The organism is Collinsella sp. OM06-18AC (genome assembly GCF_003438785.1).
Taxonomy (GTDB): domain Bacteria; phylum Actinomycetota; class Coriobacteriia; order Coriobacteriales; family Coriobacteriaceae; genus Collinsella.
This window is the reverse complement of sequence record NZ_QSTX01000013.1, coordinates 1-17662: the sequence shown is the minus strand read 5'-3', so window position 1 is coordinate 17662 and position 17662 is coordinate 1. Positions and strand designations below refer to the sequence as shown.

14 protein-coding genes are annotated in these 17662 nt (G+C 59.1%); 4 read left to right on the top strand and 10 right to left on the bottom strand.

Annotation, left to right across the window (positions count from 1 at the left end; translation table 11 throughout):
- The first annotated feature begins 96 nt into the window (after window positions 1-96).
- Complete coding sequence (locus DXB86_RS08270) at window positions 97-2778, top strand: RNA helicase (protein WP_117736785.1); 2682 nt, start codon at window positions 97-99, stop codon at window positions 2776-2778.
- 79 nt (window positions 2779-2857) lie between these two features.
- Here the strand turns inward: DXB86_RS08270 and DXB86_RS08265 are convergent, their stop codons facing one another.
- From DXB86_RS08265 to DXB86_RS08230, 8 genes are all read right to left on the bottom strand, one after another.
- Entirely contained in the window at window positions 2858-4615 is a 1758-nt protein-coding gene (locus DXB86_RS08265) for a DUF2130 domain-containing protein (RefSeq protein ID WP_117736784.1), read from the bottom strand.
- Between the two features lie 139 nt (window positions 4616-4754).
- The gene (locus DXB86_RS08260) at window positions 4755-5519 is read right to left on the bottom strand and encodes a ChbG/HpnK family deacetylase (protein ID WP_117563517.1); all 765 of its coding nucleotides are present in this window, start codon (window positions 5517-5519) and stop codon (window positions 4755-4757) included.
- Window positions 5520-5596: 77 nt separating this feature from the next.
- A complete protein-coding gene (locus DXB86_RS08255; protein WP_117563518.1) occupies window positions 5597-7045 on the bottom strand; it encodes a PTS transporter subunit EIIC in 1449 nt (482 codons plus the stop codon).
- Between the two features lie 340 nt (window positions 7046-7385).
- On the bottom strand, window positions 7386-8222 hold the full coding sequence (locus tag DXB86_RS08250; RefSeq protein WP_158555305.1) for a PRD domain-containing protein: 837 nt from the start codon (window positions 8220-8222) through the stop codon (window positions 7386-7388).
- Between the two features lie 73 nt (window positions 8223-8295).
- A complete protein-coding gene (locus DXB86_RS08245) occupies window positions 8296-8841 on the bottom strand; it encodes a metallophosphoesterase (RefSeq protein ID WP_231500841.1) in 546 nt (181 codons plus the stop codon).
- Window positions 8842-8907: 66 nt separating this feature from the next.
- Complete coding sequence (locus tag DXB86_RS08240) at window positions 8908-9087, bottom strand: hypothetical protein (protein WP_117563521.1); 180 nt, start codon at window positions 9085-9087, stop codon at window positions 8908-8910.
- Between the two features lie 264 nt (window positions 9088-9351).
- The gene (locus DXB86_RS08235; RefSeq protein WP_117736782.1) at window positions 9352-10731 is read right to left on the bottom strand and encodes an aldehyde dehydrogenase; all 1380 of its coding nucleotides are present in this window, start codon (window positions 10729-10731) and stop codon (window positions 9352-9354) included.
- Between the two features lie 8 nt (window positions 10732-10739).
- A complete protein-coding gene (locus DXB86_RS08230) occupies window positions 10740-11960 on the bottom strand; it encodes an iron-containing alcohol dehydrogenase (RefSeq protein WP_117736781.1) in 1221 nt (406 codons plus the stop codon).
- Window positions 11961-12214: 254 nt separating this feature from the next.
- Between DXB86_RS08230 and DXB86_RS08225 the strand changes: the two genes are divergently transcribed.
- Window positions 12215-12778, top strand: coding sequence for a ferritin family protein (locus DXB86_RS08225; protein WP_070097113.1), 564 nt, complete (start codon window positions 12215-12217; stop codon window positions 12776-12778).
- 241 nt (window positions 12779-13019) lie between these two features.
- Here the strand turns inward: DXB86_RS08225 and DXB86_RS08220 are convergent, their stop codons facing one another.
- Complete coding sequence (locus tag DXB86_RS08220; protein ID WP_117736780.1) at window positions 13020-13901, bottom strand: hypothetical protein; 882 nt, start codon at window positions 13899-13901, stop codon at window positions 13020-13022.
- A 538-nt stretch (window positions 13902-14439) separates the two neighbouring features.
- Window positions 14440-15879 (bottom strand): PLP-dependent aminotransferase family protein, encoded by a 1440-nt coding sequence (locus DXB86_RS08215; protein WP_117736779.1) that lies wholly within the window; start codon window positions 15877-15879, stop codon window positions 14440-14442.
- A gap of 145 nt (window positions 15880-16024) precedes the next feature.
- Here DXB86_RS08215 and pdxS point away from each other — a divergent pair, with 145 nt between their 5' ends.
- Both pdxS and pdxT read left to right on the top strand, forming a co-directional pair.
- A complete protein-coding gene (pdxS, locus tag DXB86_RS08210) occupies window positions 16025-16915 on the top strand; it encodes a pyridoxal 5'-phosphate synthase lyase subunit PdxS (protein WP_022094325.1) in 891 nt (296 codons plus the stop codon).
- Between the two features lie 20 nt (window positions 16916-16935).
- Window positions 16936-17523: a pyridoxal 5'-phosphate synthase glutaminase subunit PdxT gene (pdxT, locus tag DXB86_RS08205; protein ID WP_117736778.1), complete on the top strand. Its 588-nt coding sequence runs from the start codon at window positions 16936-16938 to the stop codon at window positions 17521-17523.
- Window positions 17524-17662 lie beyond the last annotated feature (139 nt).

Here is a 17662-nt window from a genome sequence, read left to right as displayed (position 1 = left end):
GAACGCCCATTTCCTGCATTTTCTCGCGCGCTGGCACCCCGCGCCGCCGCTACGCCATAATAGTTGGCGGACAATCGCGAGAGAAAGCAACCACACATGGCACAGACCACGACAGATACCGCCGCCAGCACCGTCTCGGGCGCCGGCGCCGCCAGCTCATTCTCGGGCGGCACGGGAACCGAGGCCGAGTTCGGCTCGCTCGGCGCGCTCTCCCCCACCTGGTGGGAGCCCGAAGACGGCAGTGAGCCCGAACCGTGGCTCACGGCCGATCAGGCCTTCGAACGCTTCTTTGAATGGACGAGCGACCGCGGCATCGAGCTGTGGGATCACCAAGAAGAGGCCCTCATGGACCTGGCTGCCGGCGATCACGTCATTTTGGGCACACCGACCGGCTCGGGCAAATCGCTCGTCGCGCTGGGCATGCTCTTTATGGGCATGGCGCAGGGCAAGCGCTGCTATTACACGGCCCCCATCAAGGCCTTGGTCAGCGAAAAGTTCTTCGACCTGGTACAGGTGCTCGGCCGCGATAACGTCGGTATGATCACCGGCGACACGCATATCAATACCAAAGCGCCCGTCATCTGCTGCACGGCCGAAATCCTTGCCAACGATGCGCTGCGCGAGGGCGAGGATGCCGACGTGGGCTGCGTGGCCATGGACGAGTTCCACTACTTTGCCGACCCCGATCGCGGCTGGGCTTGGCAGGTACCGCTGCTCACCCTGCCCCACACGCAATTCATGCTCATGAGCGCCACGCTCGGCGATGTCACCGCGATCGCCGCCTCACTCGAGGAGCACACCGGCGCTACCTGCGACTTGGTCGTCGATGCCCCACGCCCCGTGCCGCTGAGCTACGACTACGTGACGACCTCGCTCGAGGGCACCGTCGAGCTCGCAATGCGCCGCGGCGAGGCCCCGCTCTACATCGTGCACTTTAGCCAGGACGCCGCACTTGCGACGGCGCAATCCCTCGCCAACTTTGGTATTGCCAGCAAGGAGCAGCGCGAGGCCATCAAGGAGGCGGCCAAGGGCACGAGCTTCTCGACGGCCTTTGGCAAGATTCTTAAGCGCTTGCTCGGATGCGGCGTCGGCGTGCACCATGCTGGCATGTTGCCGCGCTATCGTCTGCTGGTCGAGCGCTTGGCACAACAGGGCCTGTTGCCCGTCATCTGCGGCACCGATACGCTCGGCGTCGGCATCAACGTGCCCATCCATACCGTGGTGCTCACCGCGCTCACCAAGTTCGACGGCTACAAGATGCGTCGTCTGCGCGCCCGCGAGTTTCATCAGATTGCCGGTCGCGCCGGCCGCTCGGGCTTCGATACCGAGGGCATGGTGATTGCCGAGGCACCCGAGCACGAGATCGAGAATGCCAAGCTCATGGCCAAGGCGGGCGACGACCCCAAGAAGCTCCGCAAGATTAAAAAGAAGAAGGCCCCCGAGGGCTTTGTCACCTGGAACAAGCAGACCTTTGAGCGCCTGATCGAGACGCAGCCCGAAACGCTCAAGCCGCGCCTTCGCATCACACACTCCATGGTGATTAGCGTGGTCGAACAGGGCGGCGACGCCCGTGCCCGCGTGCACGACCTCATCGAGACGAGCCTGCAAACGCCCGAGGAAAAGGCAAAGCTCGAGGTTCGCGCCGACGAAATCTTCGCCACGCTCATCGATTCCGGTGTCGTCGTTCGCACCGAGGTGCCGCCCGCACCCGACGCTCCGGCTGACGCCGCGCCGGACATCGACTACGCGCTGACGGTCGACCTGCCCGAGGACTTTGCGCTCGATCAGCCGCTCTCGCCGTTCTTGCTCGCCGCGTTGGAGCTGCTCGATCCCGAGAGCGAGACCTATACCATGGATTTAATCTCAATGGTCGAGGCGACGCTCGAAGATCCCAAGCAAGTGCTGCGTGCGCAGGAGCGTGCCGCACGCGATCGAGCTATGGCCGAGATGAAGGCCGACGGCATCGAGTATGAGGAGCGTCTGGAGCGCATTCAAGACGTCACGTACGAAAAGCCGCTCGAGGATTTGCTCGACGCCGCTTTTGACAAGTACTGCCAGGAAGTACCCTGGGCAAACGACTACCAGCTCTCTCCCAAGAGCGTCCTGCGCGATATGCTGGAAAGCGCGAGCGATTTTAAGGGCTACATTCAAAAGCTCGGCATCGCCCGCTCCGAGGGCATTTTGCTGCGCTACCTGGCAGAGGCTTACCGTTCGCTCGACCGCACCGTACCCATCGAGAAGCGCGACGAGCGCCTGCGCGACATTATCTCGTGGCTGGGCTTTGTGGTGCGCTCGGTCGACTCGAGCCTGGTGGACGAGTGGGAGAACGCCGGCAACCCGGCAGCCCTCGACGCCGCGCCGCCGCAGGGCATCGACGAGGTCGTGGCGGATCGTCGCGGCTGCACGCTGTTGGTGCGCAACGCGCTCTTCCGCCGCGTGACTCTTGCCGCCCGCGAGCATGTGCGCGACCTGGGCGAACTCGACGACGACTGGGGCATGAGCGAGATCCGCTGGCAAAAAGCACTCGACGCTTACCACGAGCAGCACGAGGAGATTCTCACCGACGGCGACGCGCGCTCCTCTGCTATGTTCTCGATCGACGAGTCCGACGAGAAGGCGCTCCACGTGTGGCACGTGCACCAGATTTTTGCCGACGAGGACGGCGACCACGACTTTGGCATCATGGGCGATGTCGATCTGGACGCCACGCAAGACGGTGGCGAGGTCATCTTCAAGAACTACCGCGTCGGTTTTATCGAGGATTTGCTCGAGGATTAGCCAAGCATATTGGGACGAAACGAAGCGGGGCTGTTGGCAACATCGCCAGCAGCCCCGCTTTTTCACTATCCGCTATGCCTTACTCGGCATCCTCGACCTCATACGAATCCGCCTCGGCTGGCTCCTCGTTTGTCTCTGGCGCAGCCTCGCGTGCCTCGTCAAACGCTGCCTTCATGGTCTTGTTGCCCCATGTGAGCTTGCGAATGGTAAGCTCATCGGCCTTGTTGTGGGCCAAGCGTAGGTTCTCGGTGCTGCGGCGCAAGTCGTCCTTGGTCTTCTCGAGCTGCTTAATGGCGGCATCGATCTCCTTGATTGCCGACTCGAATTGCTTGCTCGCCAGGTTGTAGTTGCGCGAGAAGCCATCCTTGAACTTCTCCATCTTGGCTTCGAAGTTCGTGACATCGATATTCTGCTGTTTGTACTCCGCCAGTTCCTGCTTATAGCGAAGCGAACCCATAGCGGCGTTGCGAAGGAGCGTAATCATGGGGATGAAGAACTGCGGGCGGATCACGTACATCTTCTCATAGCGGTAACTCACGTCGACGATACCCGCGTTATAGAGGTCACTCTCGGGCTCCAGCAGGGTGCAGAGCACCGCATACTCGCAGCCTTTCTGGCGGCGATCGTGATCGAGTTTCTTAAAGAAATCCTCGTTCTTGTGTTTGGTCGCGGTCTCGTCGTTCTCGTTTTTCATCTCGAACATGATCGAAATGATCTCGTTGCCGCTCTCGTCACACTCGCGGAAGATAAAGTCGCCCTTGGTACCCTCGGACGCATCATTATCTTTCTCGAAGTACGCGTTGGGAAACGCCGTCATGCGCAGACGGTTGAACTCAGTCTCGCAGTGCTGCTCGAGCGACTCGCCCACCATCTTGGTGGACAGGCGGACCTTCATGTCCTTAAGGCGCTCAATCTCTTCATCCTTGTAGCGAATCAGGTCATCGCTCGCGCGCTTGGCCTGCGCAAGCTCGAGCTCGTGTGCCGCCTTGGCTTGCTCCTCACGAGAATCGCGCACCGCCAGCTCGCTCGTCAGTTTGGCACGCGCCTCATCGCGCTCTCGCTCCGCCGCGGCGACCGCCTCTGACAGGTTCATTTTTGCCATCAGTTCCTGCTCGCGCAGCTGGGCACGCAGGCCCTCGGCCTCCTGCTCAGACCGAGCCTTTGCGGCGGAAAGCTTCTCCTGCACCTTCGCGCGGTAGTCTGTGAGTGTGCGTTCGGCCTCGCTGCGAGCGGCATCGAGCTCACGCTGAGACTCGGCCGCGGCAGCGGCAAGCGCCATCTCCTGGGCCTTGTCCGCCGCGGCAAGCTTGGCCTGCAACTCGGCAATCTGGGCATCTCGTGCAGCTACATCGTTTTGAGCAGCATTGCGCGCCGCCGACTCGGCAAGCTTGGCTTCGTCATCCTTGCGCCCCAGCTGCGCACGCAAGTTGTCGATTTCGCGCTGGAGCTCGGCGTTCTCCTTTTGAGCGTCGGCACGGGCCTCAACCGCCGCGCGCTGGCTTGCGCTCTCGCGCTCCGCGGCAGCGCCCTCGAGTTTGGCGTGCAGCTCGGCAAGCTCCGCATCGCGCTTGGCGAGTTCTTGCGCCAGCTGCTGGGCTGCAGCGTTCTTCTGCTCGACAAGCTGAGCGTCGCGCTGAGACTCCGCCTTTTGCAAAGCAGCCGTCGAGCGCGAGCGCTCAAGCTCCAGCGCCTGCTCGCCCTCGCGCTGAACAGCCTTCACGCGCTCGTCCAGGTCGCGCGAGAACTCGGCGTCGCGCACCTGCTTGACGATATCCGCATAACCGGACGCATCAACCTTAAAAACTTCACCGCAATGCGGGCACTTGATCTCGTTCATGGCAGCTCCTCGATGGACGCAAATTTCAACCGCCTACACTCTACCGCGCCGCACGGACAAAAAAGGCGCCGCTGCCATAATGGCAACGGCGCCAGAACCACCACAAAGGCGACTGTCCCCTTTGTGGTGACTTGGGTCCTTACAGGTCGCGGTAGTCGATCAGGCGAAGATCGGATTGAGACTCGAGCCAAGCGCGAAGCTCGGGGTCGATCAGTGCATCGACTTCCTTGGTACGATCGGTCGTGAGCGAGCTGTTCTCCAGGATAAAACGATCGAGATAACCCGGATGGCACACAAAGACGACCGTCTCGCCGTCCACCATCCCGCGAACCGTCTGCATGATTGCCTCTTTGGGCTCGTAGCCCGGCTCCATCGAGCGCATCACCATGCGCAGATCAGTATCTCCGCAATGCACCACAGCCGCGGGGTCGAAGCTCGCCTTTTGCTCCTTAAGGCCCAGCTCCTGAGCAACCGCCGAGATCGCTCGGTTAAGGTTTTTGCTCATGACGGCATGGGCCTCAAAGTAATCGGGCTCGCGGCCCACGATCTCGACAAAGCGGTCATGCTGCGCGCGGATCTCGATGCAGGCCTCGTCGAAGTCTATCAACTCCTCGCCGCGCTTAAAATGATCGCGGAAGGTACGGCTGCTATGGAACTCATCATTCTCGTTGAGCATGCTCGGAATGAGCGCCGGGTCGGCACACGGCTTGCCCAGGCACACGTTGGTATGCTGACCCACCGCAATGCCGGCATCCGCCACGAGCGACCAGCCACGCTCGGCCTCGGGCATATTGGGCATAAGTCCCGCCGAGCGCACCAGGCCCTCATTGATACTGCGGGCAATCCCCAGGTTAACGGCATACGAATAACCGATATCATCGGCACGAATGAGCAATTGCTTCATATTGACCCCCATCTACGGAAAGGGACACTTGAAGCGCAGCCAAGTGCCCCAGATAATTGTCCTACCGAACGGATGCTTTAGGCTTTGGCGGCAGCAGCGTCTTCGTCGAGCTGCTCCTTGGTAAAGCCAAAGAAGTAGGCGATGGCAGCGGCGGCAACAAATGCAGTGCCCGATGCAACGCAGCCCCATACGAGATTAGCAGTTCCGCCTGCAACATAACCTGTAATACCAAGGATATTAGTTGCGCCCAAAACATACGTGGTCACATTAGTGAGAGCCGCGATCAGGCCGCCGATAGCGCCGCCCGCGACCATGGCACCCAGGCAGCGAGTATACTTAAAGCCGCAGCCATACAGCGCGGGCTCCGTCACGCCACCGACAATGCCGGAGAGCGAGAAACCAAGCATAGCGCCCTTTTCGTCGACCTCCTTAAGGCGCAGGAAGGCACCGAAGGCCATGCCCCACGTGGCGAACTGAGCGATAGCACCCGCGACCATAACGCAGGAGTCAGACCCTGAGGTGAGCACCTGCACAATGCCGAGGGCAATCAGAACCTGGTGCATACCGGTCATAACCAGGAACTCCCAAAGCGCGGCAATGGCGACGAGGGAGAGGATTGTGACGATGCCGCCAGCGTTTCCGAGGCCGAACATAAAGTTGCCGACCAGGTCGCCCAGAATGGAACCAATCGGAGCTAGGGCGCACAGGGAAACGGGGGTCATCACAGCCATGGTGCACACGGGCACAAACACCGTGGAGAGCATGTCGGGGATGATCTTCTTCATGAACTTCTCGACGACCATCAGCACCGGCATAGACAGCAGCATGGGGAGCACGGTCGCAGAATAGTTGTTCAGCTGAGCCGGGAGCACGCCGTAAACCATCGTGGTCGTAGCACCAGAATCCGCAGCGGCGTTGACCAACGTCATGAACTCGGGGGCAATGAGCACGCCGCCGAGCATCATGCCGAGCGGCTGGCTGCAGCCGAGCTGCTTTGCGGCAGCCCAACCCAGATAGACAGGGAGGAAATAATAGCCGGCGTTGTAAATCCAGTTGTAGAAGAAGTTGTAGATGTCAGAATCGGCAGACCAGATACCGAGCATGCCGTCGCCGCAAAGTACGGCAAGTGTGCGGAACATGGCGGCGCCCATGATAATGGGGATCGTCATGCACATTGTCTTGGACAGGTAGTTAAGGGCCTTCTTGCCCGCAGTCTTGACCGTCAGTGGCTCCTTGGTGCCGTCATCGAGGTTCTCGTCAATGGAGCCTTCGCCCTTGACGCCCAGCGCAATGGCGGCGTCATAGACCTTCGGCACGTTCTGGCCAATGATGACCTGATACTGGCCGCCAGACCACTGTGCGCCCAGCACACCCTTGATCTTCTTAACTTCATTATCATTGGGAATGGACTGATCTTTGAGGTTCAGACGCAAGCGGGTCATGCAGTGCGTCGCGTTCGTCACATTGGAGGCGCCGCCGACGGCAGCGAGCACGTCCTCGGCAATCTTCTTGTTATCGACAGCCATGTCGAATCCCTTCTCTTCCAACTAAAGGCCGTGGGACTTCACGGCACCAAGACGCACGATTCCGCTCGCGCCTGCGCAGCGCGCGATACCAGTTGGCAAGAGATTGATTTGCATGTGATTCCCGGGTGGATCGACATGAAAAAAGCCCCGCGCACAACCGACAGAGACCCAATTATGGTCTCGGCAGAATCGGTAGTGCCTCTCGGAGCTGCGCCGTGAGTAACACCCAACACACGGCGAGTATATGCGGCAGATGCGTTCGTTGCGGCTCAGATTACCGACGAACGGTAGCAAACGACCCGCGAACGGTCGCCATGACGGAAAGGAAATACCAGAGAGCCTATTTATCCGAGTGGACAGAAGCCACGCGATTCACATGCATGATCAGATAGACGAGCTCCTCTTGGGCCAATGGCTCGCCAAAGGTCTCTTGAATCAGATCGTCGACACGGTGAGCGCAACGCGATGCCGCCGGATACTGCTCCACGAGCACGTCGTAAAGACCGGAGTTCTCGGTATCGATCGGCTCTTTCTTTGCCACGCGGTCGAGCAGATAGCGCACATGAGTGGCAAAGCGGGCAAAGGCGAACGACGAGCGATCGACCGTCACACCCAACTCTTCTTGAATAATCGCGACCGTCATATCGAGCAGTCGCTCCTCGTGCTGCTCGGCAAGCACGCGCCGCTCGCTCGGCTTAACCGATGCGTTGACAATCGACATGGCAATGCCCGCGGCCTCGCTTCGGGGCATACGCACACGGAAGCTTTTCTGGATGCCGCGAACAGCCAGCTCGCCCAAGCGGTATTCGATGGGATGCAGCTGCTCCAGATCGCGCTCGAGCGGCAACGACACCACCATGTGTTCGCGGGCGCGCTTAATGGCAAACTGGATATGGTCCGCCAGTGTAATGGGGAGGTTAGAGCTCAATTCGTACGAAAGCTGTCCGGTTGCGATATCAGCCAGCTGAGCAGAAAACTCCAGCACCTCGGGGTCGACCTCATCAATAAACGCCAGGTACTTTGAATCAATGCCGTAAAAGGTACGCGTGATGACATCCAGGTCGACCTCATGCGGCATATCGCCAAAGCCGATACCGCGACCCAGCGCGATAAGCTGACGCCCCGCGCCGTCTTCGCAGATGGCAGCGTTATGGTTAATGCGCTGGATAGCCCTCATGGATTCATCGCTCCTACTGAAACGCGCCGCACAGACCATCCGCGCGGCGCGTTCATTCTACCTGCACTTACAGCTACAGTCCAAAGAAGCCTAGGATTTGGTCACGGCTTACGGGCTTGTAGTTGTTGGCATCGAGGCCAACGTCGTAGCGCAGAACCGGGCGCTCGCGATCGCGGTTGCGCGCGTTGGTGCGGTCTCCCCTGCTGTGGATATGCCCGTGCAACATGATGGCGCCACGCGCCTTGCCGTTCCAGCTGAGCATGGGGTAATGGCTCATTACCAGGCGATGGCCCTTCGCGTAACCGGGGGCGACCTCCAGATAATCGCGCACCTCATCCCAAATGTGCGGCGCGTCTGGATCTTCCCAGTCGCCGTCATGGTTACCGCGGATGAGCGTTACGTTCTGACATTCGATGCGCTCGCGCAGGCGCACCGCCTCCGCCAGGGGCAAACGATAGGTAAAGTCTCCCAAGATATAGAGGCGGTCGTCCACAGCCACGCACTCATTGATGGCATCGATGACCTTGCGGTTCATCTCCTCGACCGAATCAAACGGTCGATCCATGTCGTGCAAGATATTCGTATCGCCCAGGTGCAGGTCGGCGGTAAACCACATCATCGTCTCTGTCCTCATTTCGCAACGCGTATAAGACCTGTTTAGTATACAGACGCGGCGATGAGACAGTCACCCAAAGAGCCCGCCGAACAGACCTCGGCGACGCTTGTCCTGCTTTTTCGAAGCGTCATCCCGCGTCTTCTTGCCCTGCCGCTTCTTACGGTCCTGCTCCAACTCATCGTCATCGAGTAGCATATCCCACTCAAACGGATCGTCTGTCAGATCGAACAGGTCATCGTCATCAAACACGTGCGCCTCCATTACCGATTAGCGAGCATCCACAACGTAGTTGAGAAGTCTACGGGCCCGTGCGGACACAAATTCATCCTGTCTGCGTCTTTCAATCGTTTGCCGCAACGCTTGCGCAACGGAACGCTTGCAGATAAGATGGGAACACGGATGGCACCCGTGGCAGCGGGTCTTGCCAACTCCGATACACGTTTTCATCGTGAGAAATGGCCGTCTTCGCTTACGCGGGGGCGGCCACTTTGTTTATCCCTATGTCATCTGATTCTAATGCACAAACATGCGCACGAACTTGTGCTTCCAGCTTGCGTAAGGGGCATAGCGGAACGGCACGTCCAGCCACGTTGCCTTGTTCACGATGCTCTTCTTGTGGCTAAACGTATCGAAGCTCTCGCGTCCATGGTACTGTCCCATACCGCTCGCCCCCATGCCGCCAAAGCCCATATGGCTCGTGGCCAAATGCATAATGGTGTCATTAACACAGCCACCACCAAAGGGCACGTAACGCACAAAGCGCTGCTGAACCTCACGGTCTTGGCTAAAGATATACAGGGCCAGCGGCGTCGGGCGATTCGTGATGAACGCCTCGGCCTCGTCTAGGCTCTCAAACGTCAGCACCGGCAAGATGGGACCGAAGATCTCCTCCTGCATCACGGCGTCATCGGGGGTCACGCCGTCTAGGATCGTCGGCTCAATCTTGAGCGACGACTCGCGCGCCGTGCCTCCAAGCACGACCTTATCGGGATCGATCAGCCCGCGCACGCGCGCAAAATGCTTGGCGTTGACGATATGCCCGTAATCCTCGTTATCGAGCGGATGCTCGCCAAACATACGGCGGGCCTCTTCCTTGATGAGACCCAGCAGCTCGTCGTGCACGCGCGTGTCGACCAGCAGGTAGTCGGGCGCCACGCAAGTCTGCCCCACGTTGAGCCATTTACCAAAGGCGATACGGCGTGCCGCGACCTTCAAGTTTGCCGTCGCATCCACGATGCAGGGACTCTTTCCGCCCAGTTCAAGCGTCACAGGCGTAAGGTTTTTACTTGCGCGCTCCATGACGAGCTTGCCGACCGGAACGCTACCGGTAAAGAAGATCTTGTCCCAGCACTCATCGAGCAGCGCTTCGTTCTCGGCGCGCCCGCCCTCGACAACTGCCACCAGGCGCGAATCAAACGCTTCTTCGCAGATTTGCTTGAGCACTGCGCTCGATGCCGGAGCATAGGCACTCGGCTTGATGACCACGGTGTTGCCCGCGGCAAGAGCGCCAGCGAGCGGCTCGAGCGTCAGCAAAAACGGGTAGTTCCACGGAGCCATGATGAGTGTGACGCCATAGGGCACGGACTGCGTCTTGCACACACTAATAGCATTGGCGAGGTCGCACGGGCGCAAGTGGGCACGGCTCCATCGGGCCACATGCGCAATCTGATGTCGAATCTCGGAAAGCGAGGTGCCGATCTCGCACATATACGCCTCGTCATGTGACTTACCCAAATCGGTCTTGAGCGCATGGGCAATATCGGCCTCGTGGGCCCGCACCGCATCGCGTAAACTCACGAGCGCACGACGTCGAGCATCGACATCAAACGTGGCGTGCGTCTTAAAGTAGGCGCGCTGATCGCCGACGATGCGCGCAATTTCCTCGGTGTTCATGGGCCCTCCTAGTTCTCGTCTTCAAACATACCACCCGCAACGACCTCGTACATATGCTCGAGCTCCAAACGGTCCATTAAAAGCGGAACGGGGTACAGGGGATTGGCCTCGGCATCGGCATGCGCCGCCATCTCAGGAATGTCGGAGTGGCGAATGCCCGTCACATATTTGGGTATGCCCAAGGCGGCGTTCATGCGGTCGACCCAATCGATAAAGGCCTCGGCCGCCAGGCTGTCCTGCGCGTTAGCCGGCGCGATACCGGCCATGCGGGCGAGATCGGCGAGTTTAGGAGCAGCAGCTTCGCCATAGGCACGAAGCATATGCGGCAGGATGATAGCGTTGGCCAAGCCGTGCGGAATCCCGTAACGCCCGCCCAAGCTGTGTGCGATGGCATGCACATATCCAACATAGGAGCGCGTAAAGGCAACACCCGCCTTATACGCCGCCGAAAGCATATTGCGGCGCGCACGCATGTTCTCCCCGTGCTCATAGGCCTCGAGCAAATTGTCGTGGATGAGCTGCACCGCCTGGCGCGCCATCTTGCGCGTGTAGGGCGTGGTGCTACGGCCGATAAAGGCCTCGACGGCATGCGTCAGGGCATCCATACCCGTCTGCCCCGTAATGGAGGCGGGCAGGCCACGTGTAAACTCGGGGTCGTGCACCGCAAAGCGCGGGATCAGCACAAAGTCGTTAATGGGATACTTGTAGTGCGTCTCGTCGTCGGTAATTACCGCTGCAAGCGTGACCTCGCTTCCCGTGCCCGCCGTGGTGGGAACGGCGATGAGCAGCGGCAGGCGACGATGAACGCGCAGCAGGCCGCGCATCTTGTTGATGGGCTTGTTTGGCTGTGCGATGCGTGCGCCCACGCCCTTGGCACAGTCCATGGCCGAGCCGCCGCCAAAGCCGATAATGGCCTGACAGGCGCTCTCGCGATACAGGGACGCCGCTTCCTCCACGTTTGAGACCGTGGGGTTCGCACGCGTTTCGGCATAGACCGTAACGCCAATTCCCTTGGACGCGAGCGCCGTCTCGAGCGGCGCCGTGAGCCCCAGACGGGCAATACCGGGATCCGTCACGATAAGAACCCGCTGTATCGAGCGCTTTTGAAGCACCGCGGGCACGTCCTCGGCATGCTCCAAAATGCGCGGCTCGGTATAGGGCAGGATCGGCAATGCGATGCGAAAAACCGTCTGATATGTTCGGCACCAGGCACGACGGGCTAGATGCATAAAGGAAACTCCTTCATTTGTTGATAGGTCAACATTTGCTCGACCGATTGTACTCAGCGGAGGTCTCGAGCGGCCTGGCAATCGTTAATCAATCAACATCTTCACATGCCCAAAATTATTTTATTAAAAATCATTCCTAATAGGCTTCACATTCGGTCGCATTTATGGATAATAGAACTCGTCAAGACGCACGTCCGGAGAGGGCCCTTACGGGACCGGACGAGCGCTCCATCGCCATCGATCGAAAGGATCGAATCATGAAGTTTGTTTGCCCCGTTTGCGGTTATGTGGAAGAGTTCGACGGCGACCAGCTGCCCGAGGATTTCAAGTGCCCCCAGTGCGGCGTTCCCGGTTCTCGTTTCCTGAAGCAGGAGGAGGGCCAGCTCGAGTGGGCTGCCGAGCACGTTGTGGGCGTCGCCAAGATGGAGGGCGTCTCCGAGGATATCGTTGCCGACCTGCGCGCCAACTTTGAGGGCGAGTGCTCCGAGGTCGGTATGTACCTGGCCATGGCTCGCGTCGCTCATCGCGAGGGCTATCCCGAGATCGGCCTGTACTGGGAGAAGGCTGCGCACGAGGAGGCCGAGCATGCCGCCAAGTTCGCTGAGCTCCTGGGCGAGGTCGTGACCGACTCCACCAAGAAGAACCTCGAGATGCGCGTTGAGGCCGAGAATGGCGCCACCGCCGGCAAGACCGATCTTGCCAAGCGCGCCAAGGCCGCTGGTCTCGATGCCATCCACGACACCGTGCACGAGATGGCTCGCGACGAGGCTCGCCACGGCAAGGCTTTCGCCGGTCTGCTCAAGCGCTACTTTGGTTAAGCCAACCGCCTGAGAGATAATCTCTAGCTCGATAAGGCCCGGACCGCAAGATCCGGGCCTTTTTCGTGTCTAGCGAACCAGTTAACGTCCCAAAAAAGGACCACCTTCGGCATCGGCTTCGCGTCAAAAACTAAGTGAGTAGCCTTTTGGGAACTTGTCAAGCAGACCATCCGTATTGCTTTATAAAACCGCAGGTAGATAGCTTGCCGCAAAACAATCTGGTCGCCATCATGCTAAAAGTCTACTCACTTAGATTTGCAACCGTCCATGATCGGGCCTTTTTGTGTCTAACGGGCATCTTTTTGTCGATTTCTCCCAGTTTTGACCAGTCAACGAATAGCTCAGACCGAAGTAATGCCTCGGCCCCTTGCTCCTCCAAGCTTTTATCGCGATATTCAACATCGAGCAACCTGCACACGGCCTTAACAATCGCGTGGAATCTATCCTCATCGGATATCTGTCCGTGTGTCAGGAGAAATACATCGTAGCCCATGGCCTGAAGCGCCGTCATGCGGTCGGCGTCGCGCAAGCCATCCCCGGCTCGCCCGTGTGAGCCCTTTCCTTGGCATTCAATGGCCACCTGTCGCTCTCCGTCCGGCGAAGACAGAAGTAGGTCAATGTATACGCGGGACTTGCCTACAATCGCCCGAGCACTTGCGCTTAGCGCCACTTCGACATTGAGCTCTATGCCGCAAAAACCTTCGCCTCCCAATGATCGTGGCAACCCAAGCAACAAATACGTCTCAACCTCAAAAGGCGATGCGGCACCCAGTGGAACGAGATGCGATACCGCGACAAATCGCTTGCCGTAACGCATCCCACAAACATCTGAGCAAAAACGGTCAAGGTCTTCGCCCAAAACCAAAGCGTCGCGCCTCCATAAATTTGAGGCGGCGCCGTCCTCGGACGGACAGCGCGCCCAACCCAAGGTTGCCGGAATCGCGCCCGACTCAATTGCACGCGAAAGCTCTGCCTCGAGTGCTGCTGGCAAGGCACAAACCGTAAACAAGCCGCACATCTCCGCCAACACCAAAAGAAGCTGGAGATCCGTCAGATGCCGCGACATGATGAATGCCGTCAGCAGAGGAGACGTAACCAAAAACCCATGTTCCGTTTCCAGCACGGATTCCCTGGGGAACTCGCCTAGGAACAGCCGCTGCCTAATGCTGACAGGGCAAGTCCGCTTGCCTCTCGTCCGAACCAATGTATACAGCGGAAAGCCGAGCACAACCGTAGCCGTCGGGTTACGGGCGAGCTCGCATCGCCGCCGGTCTTCTTCCGGTCGCGGGAGCGGCGGACACAGAGCGCGTGCCTGAGGGGGCAAGCGCCAGTACTTAAAAGCCGATATGTCACAAAGTAGATCCTTCATAGGCACAGGAAAACACGAATTTCAACCCGGGCGCTCACGCATTGGCGCGAACGCACCAAAAATGGCGCCGAACGGACTGCCAAGTTTTCAACAGCCCTCCCCAACTGGCCAAAAGCTTGCCGAGAGCTGGACGAAGCCCTGTTGAAAACCCCATTTTTTTCTCATGCAGGAGCTTTGCGCGGCAAGTGAGTAGACTTTTTTGAACATCCCGAGCAGGCCGGTCATCCTGCTTTTCAAAACCGCAGGTAGATAGCTTGTTACAAAACTGCCTGGTCGCCAAAGTGCTAAAAGTCTACTCACTTAGGTTGCAGAGTGCCCCCATTAGCTGCAATTCCAAGGTAGTTAGTACTTTTGGACTCAGATCGTCATACTGAACAAGAATTTGAGTTGAGTTTTCAGGGACAGATGCGCCATCGGCACACCAAAAACAGTCACCGATATCGATAAAAGGGATGCTCGAGCGCGTGAGGGCCCGTGCAAAAGAGCTTCCGCCCGCGTCACGCTCCACGGCCACGACGCAGTAAAGGCCCGCGTCTGCATGATCGATCGAAACCTCCCCTGCCGGAAACGTTTTCCGTACAAGCGCCGCCAGGCCATCACGCGCCCCACGAGCACGAACGCGCACGCGGTTCACATGTCGCTCGTAATCACCCGATTCCAGCAAACGCGCCAAGGCAACCTGATCAACAGAACTTACCGACGAGGCGTAGAAACCAAGGTTGCGTTTAAACCTCTCCATTAGTTCATCGGGCAGCACCATGTACGCCAAACGTAACGCCGATGAAAGGCTCTTCGAAAACGTGTTGGTGTAGATAACCGACTGGGCGGCATCGATCGACGCGAGCGCGGGAATCGGCTTGCCGGCAAGGCGAAACTCACAATCAAAGTCATCTTCGATGAGATACCGACCTGGCCGCTCGGCAGCCCAGCTCAGCAACGCATAGCGACGTGCAATGCTCGTCACAAGACCGGTCGGATACTGATGAGACGGCATCAGGTGAAGGACATCGGTCCCGGTTTTCTGCAGAGCGCTCAAGTCCACGCCCTCAGCATCCAACGGGACATGCCGCACTTCGCAACCCATGGCCTGATAGATGCGCGTCAAGCGCAAATAGCCTGGATCCTCGACGGCATACACCTTGTCCGCGCCAAGCAACTGAACCAACATGGTATCGAGCAGCTGGGCGCCCGCACCGATAACGATATTGTCGGGATTGACATTCATGCCCCTTGTCCCGCACAGATGGTGCGCAATCGCATGTCGCAGTCGAGCGGTGCCCTGCGCCGGTGCGGGCGAAAAGATTTCACGCTCGTCTTCGGACGTCAGCGTCGCCCGTAGCGCACTTTGCCAAAGCCGCGCCGCCTCCAAAGCGGAAGGAGAAAGTGCGTCGAATCGCTCTGCCTGCCCCATGGCATCATGCGCGCTGGGACCAACAGGGACGGCATCTCGGTCGATATCCCCCGCAGCCAAAGCCAAAACCGGCGCATCCGGAAGCTCGCACGCGTAGTAGCCACGACGCGGCATTGAGCAAATATAACCCTCTGCAAGCAACTGGCTATATGCATTCTCGATGGTAATGACACTGATACCCAGATGACTCGCAAAGGCGCGCTTAGACGGCAGATGCTCCCCTGCCGCAATGCGCCCGGCAACAATATCATCGCGAATTTGCTGGTAAACATACTCATAAAGCGATGCTTCGCCGCGATTTTCCAAATTGTAGTCAAGCATGGGTCTATCACCTGACCTTATCGAATCATTCAATCTGGTATTAGTCTGACCTTGTTATTATCTCGAAAACTGAGTATTTCGCCATACCCAGCTCCCCGATAGGATGTTCCGTCAAGCAATGTACATGCCAACCAAGGGAGCAACCATGGCAGAACAGACCAGCAAGGCCGATCGCGTCAAACTCAATCGCGAGCTCGCGCAGATGCTCAAGGGCGGCGTCATCATGGACGTCACCACGCCCGAGCAGGCACGCATCGCCGAGGAGGCGGGCGCCTGCGCCGTCATGGCACTCGAGCGTATTCCGGCCGATATCCGTGCCGCAGGCGGCGTCTCGCGCATGAGCGACCCCAAGATGATCAAGGGCATCCAGGAGGCCGTCTCCATCCCCGTTATGGCCAAGTGCCGCATCGGCCACATTGTCGAGGCGCAGGTCCTGCAGGCCATCGAGATCGATTACATCGACGAGTCCGAGGTTCTCTCCCCCGCCGACGATGTCTACCACATCGACAAGACCCAGTTTGACGTGCCGTTTGTCTGCGGCGCCCGCGATCTGGGCGAGGCGCTGCGCCGTGTTGCCGAGGGCGCCACGATGATTCGCACCAAGGGCGAGCCGGGCACGGGCGACGTCGTCCAGGCCGTGCGCCACATGCGCAAGATCCAAAAGCAGATCCGCGACGTTGTTGCCCTGCGCGACGACGAGCTCTTTGAGGCAGCCAAGCAGCTGCAGGTTCCGGTCGAGCTGGTGCGCGAGGTCCATGCCACGGGCAAGCTCCCCGTCGTAAACTTTGCCGCCGGCGGAGTCGCGACCCCCGCCGACGCCGCGCTGATGATGCAGCTGGGCGCCGAGGGCGTCTTTGTTGGCTCGGGCATCTTTAAGAGCGGCGACCCCGCCAAGCGCGCCGCCGCCATCGTCAAGGCCGTGGCAAACTTCACCGACGCCAAGCTCATCGCCGAGCTTTCGGAGGACCTGGGCGAGGCCATGGTGGGCATCAACGCCGACGAGATCGAGATCATCATGGAGGAGCGCGGGCGCTAGTCCAGCAGAAAGGATCGCACATGAGCGATTATGCACACCAAACGGTTGCCGTGCTGGCGGTCCAAGGCGCTTTTGCCGAGCATGAGGCAAGGCTATCTGAGCTGGGCGCACGCTGTATTGAGCTGAGGCAGGCGGCTGATTTGAAGCAGAACTTTGACCGTCTGGTACTTCCCGGCGGCGAGTCTACCGTTCAAGGGAAACTGCTTGATGAGTTGGGCATGCTCGAGGAGCTTCGTACCCGTATCGCTGAAGGCATGCCCGTCCTGGGCACCTGCGCCGGCCTGATTCTGCTGGCTCACGACCTTGCCGCTCATGACGATAAGGGCACGCCGCGTTTGGCAACCATGGATGTGCTCGTTGAGCGCAATGCCTATGGCAGACAGCTCGGCAGTTTTCGCACCAAGGGACAGGTAGACGGCATCGACGGTGAAGTGCCGCTGACATTTATCCGCGCGCCCCGCATCGTCGAGGTCCACGGCGACGCCAAGGCCTTGGCAGAGGTCGATGGCCGCATCGTCGCCGCCCGCCAGGGCAACCAGCTCGGCGTAACCTTCCACCCCGAACTCGATGAAGACACCCGCCTCCACGAACTGTTCCTACAAATGTAGGTAGAACAAAAACGAGAGTGGATAATCTCACCACTTTGAGCTTGAATGCAGACTCAAACCGGGAGATTATCCACTCTCATGCTATGTAGTCGTTGGGTGTTCCTATAGTTTTGTCAACCTTCGATGCTACTCCCGGTAG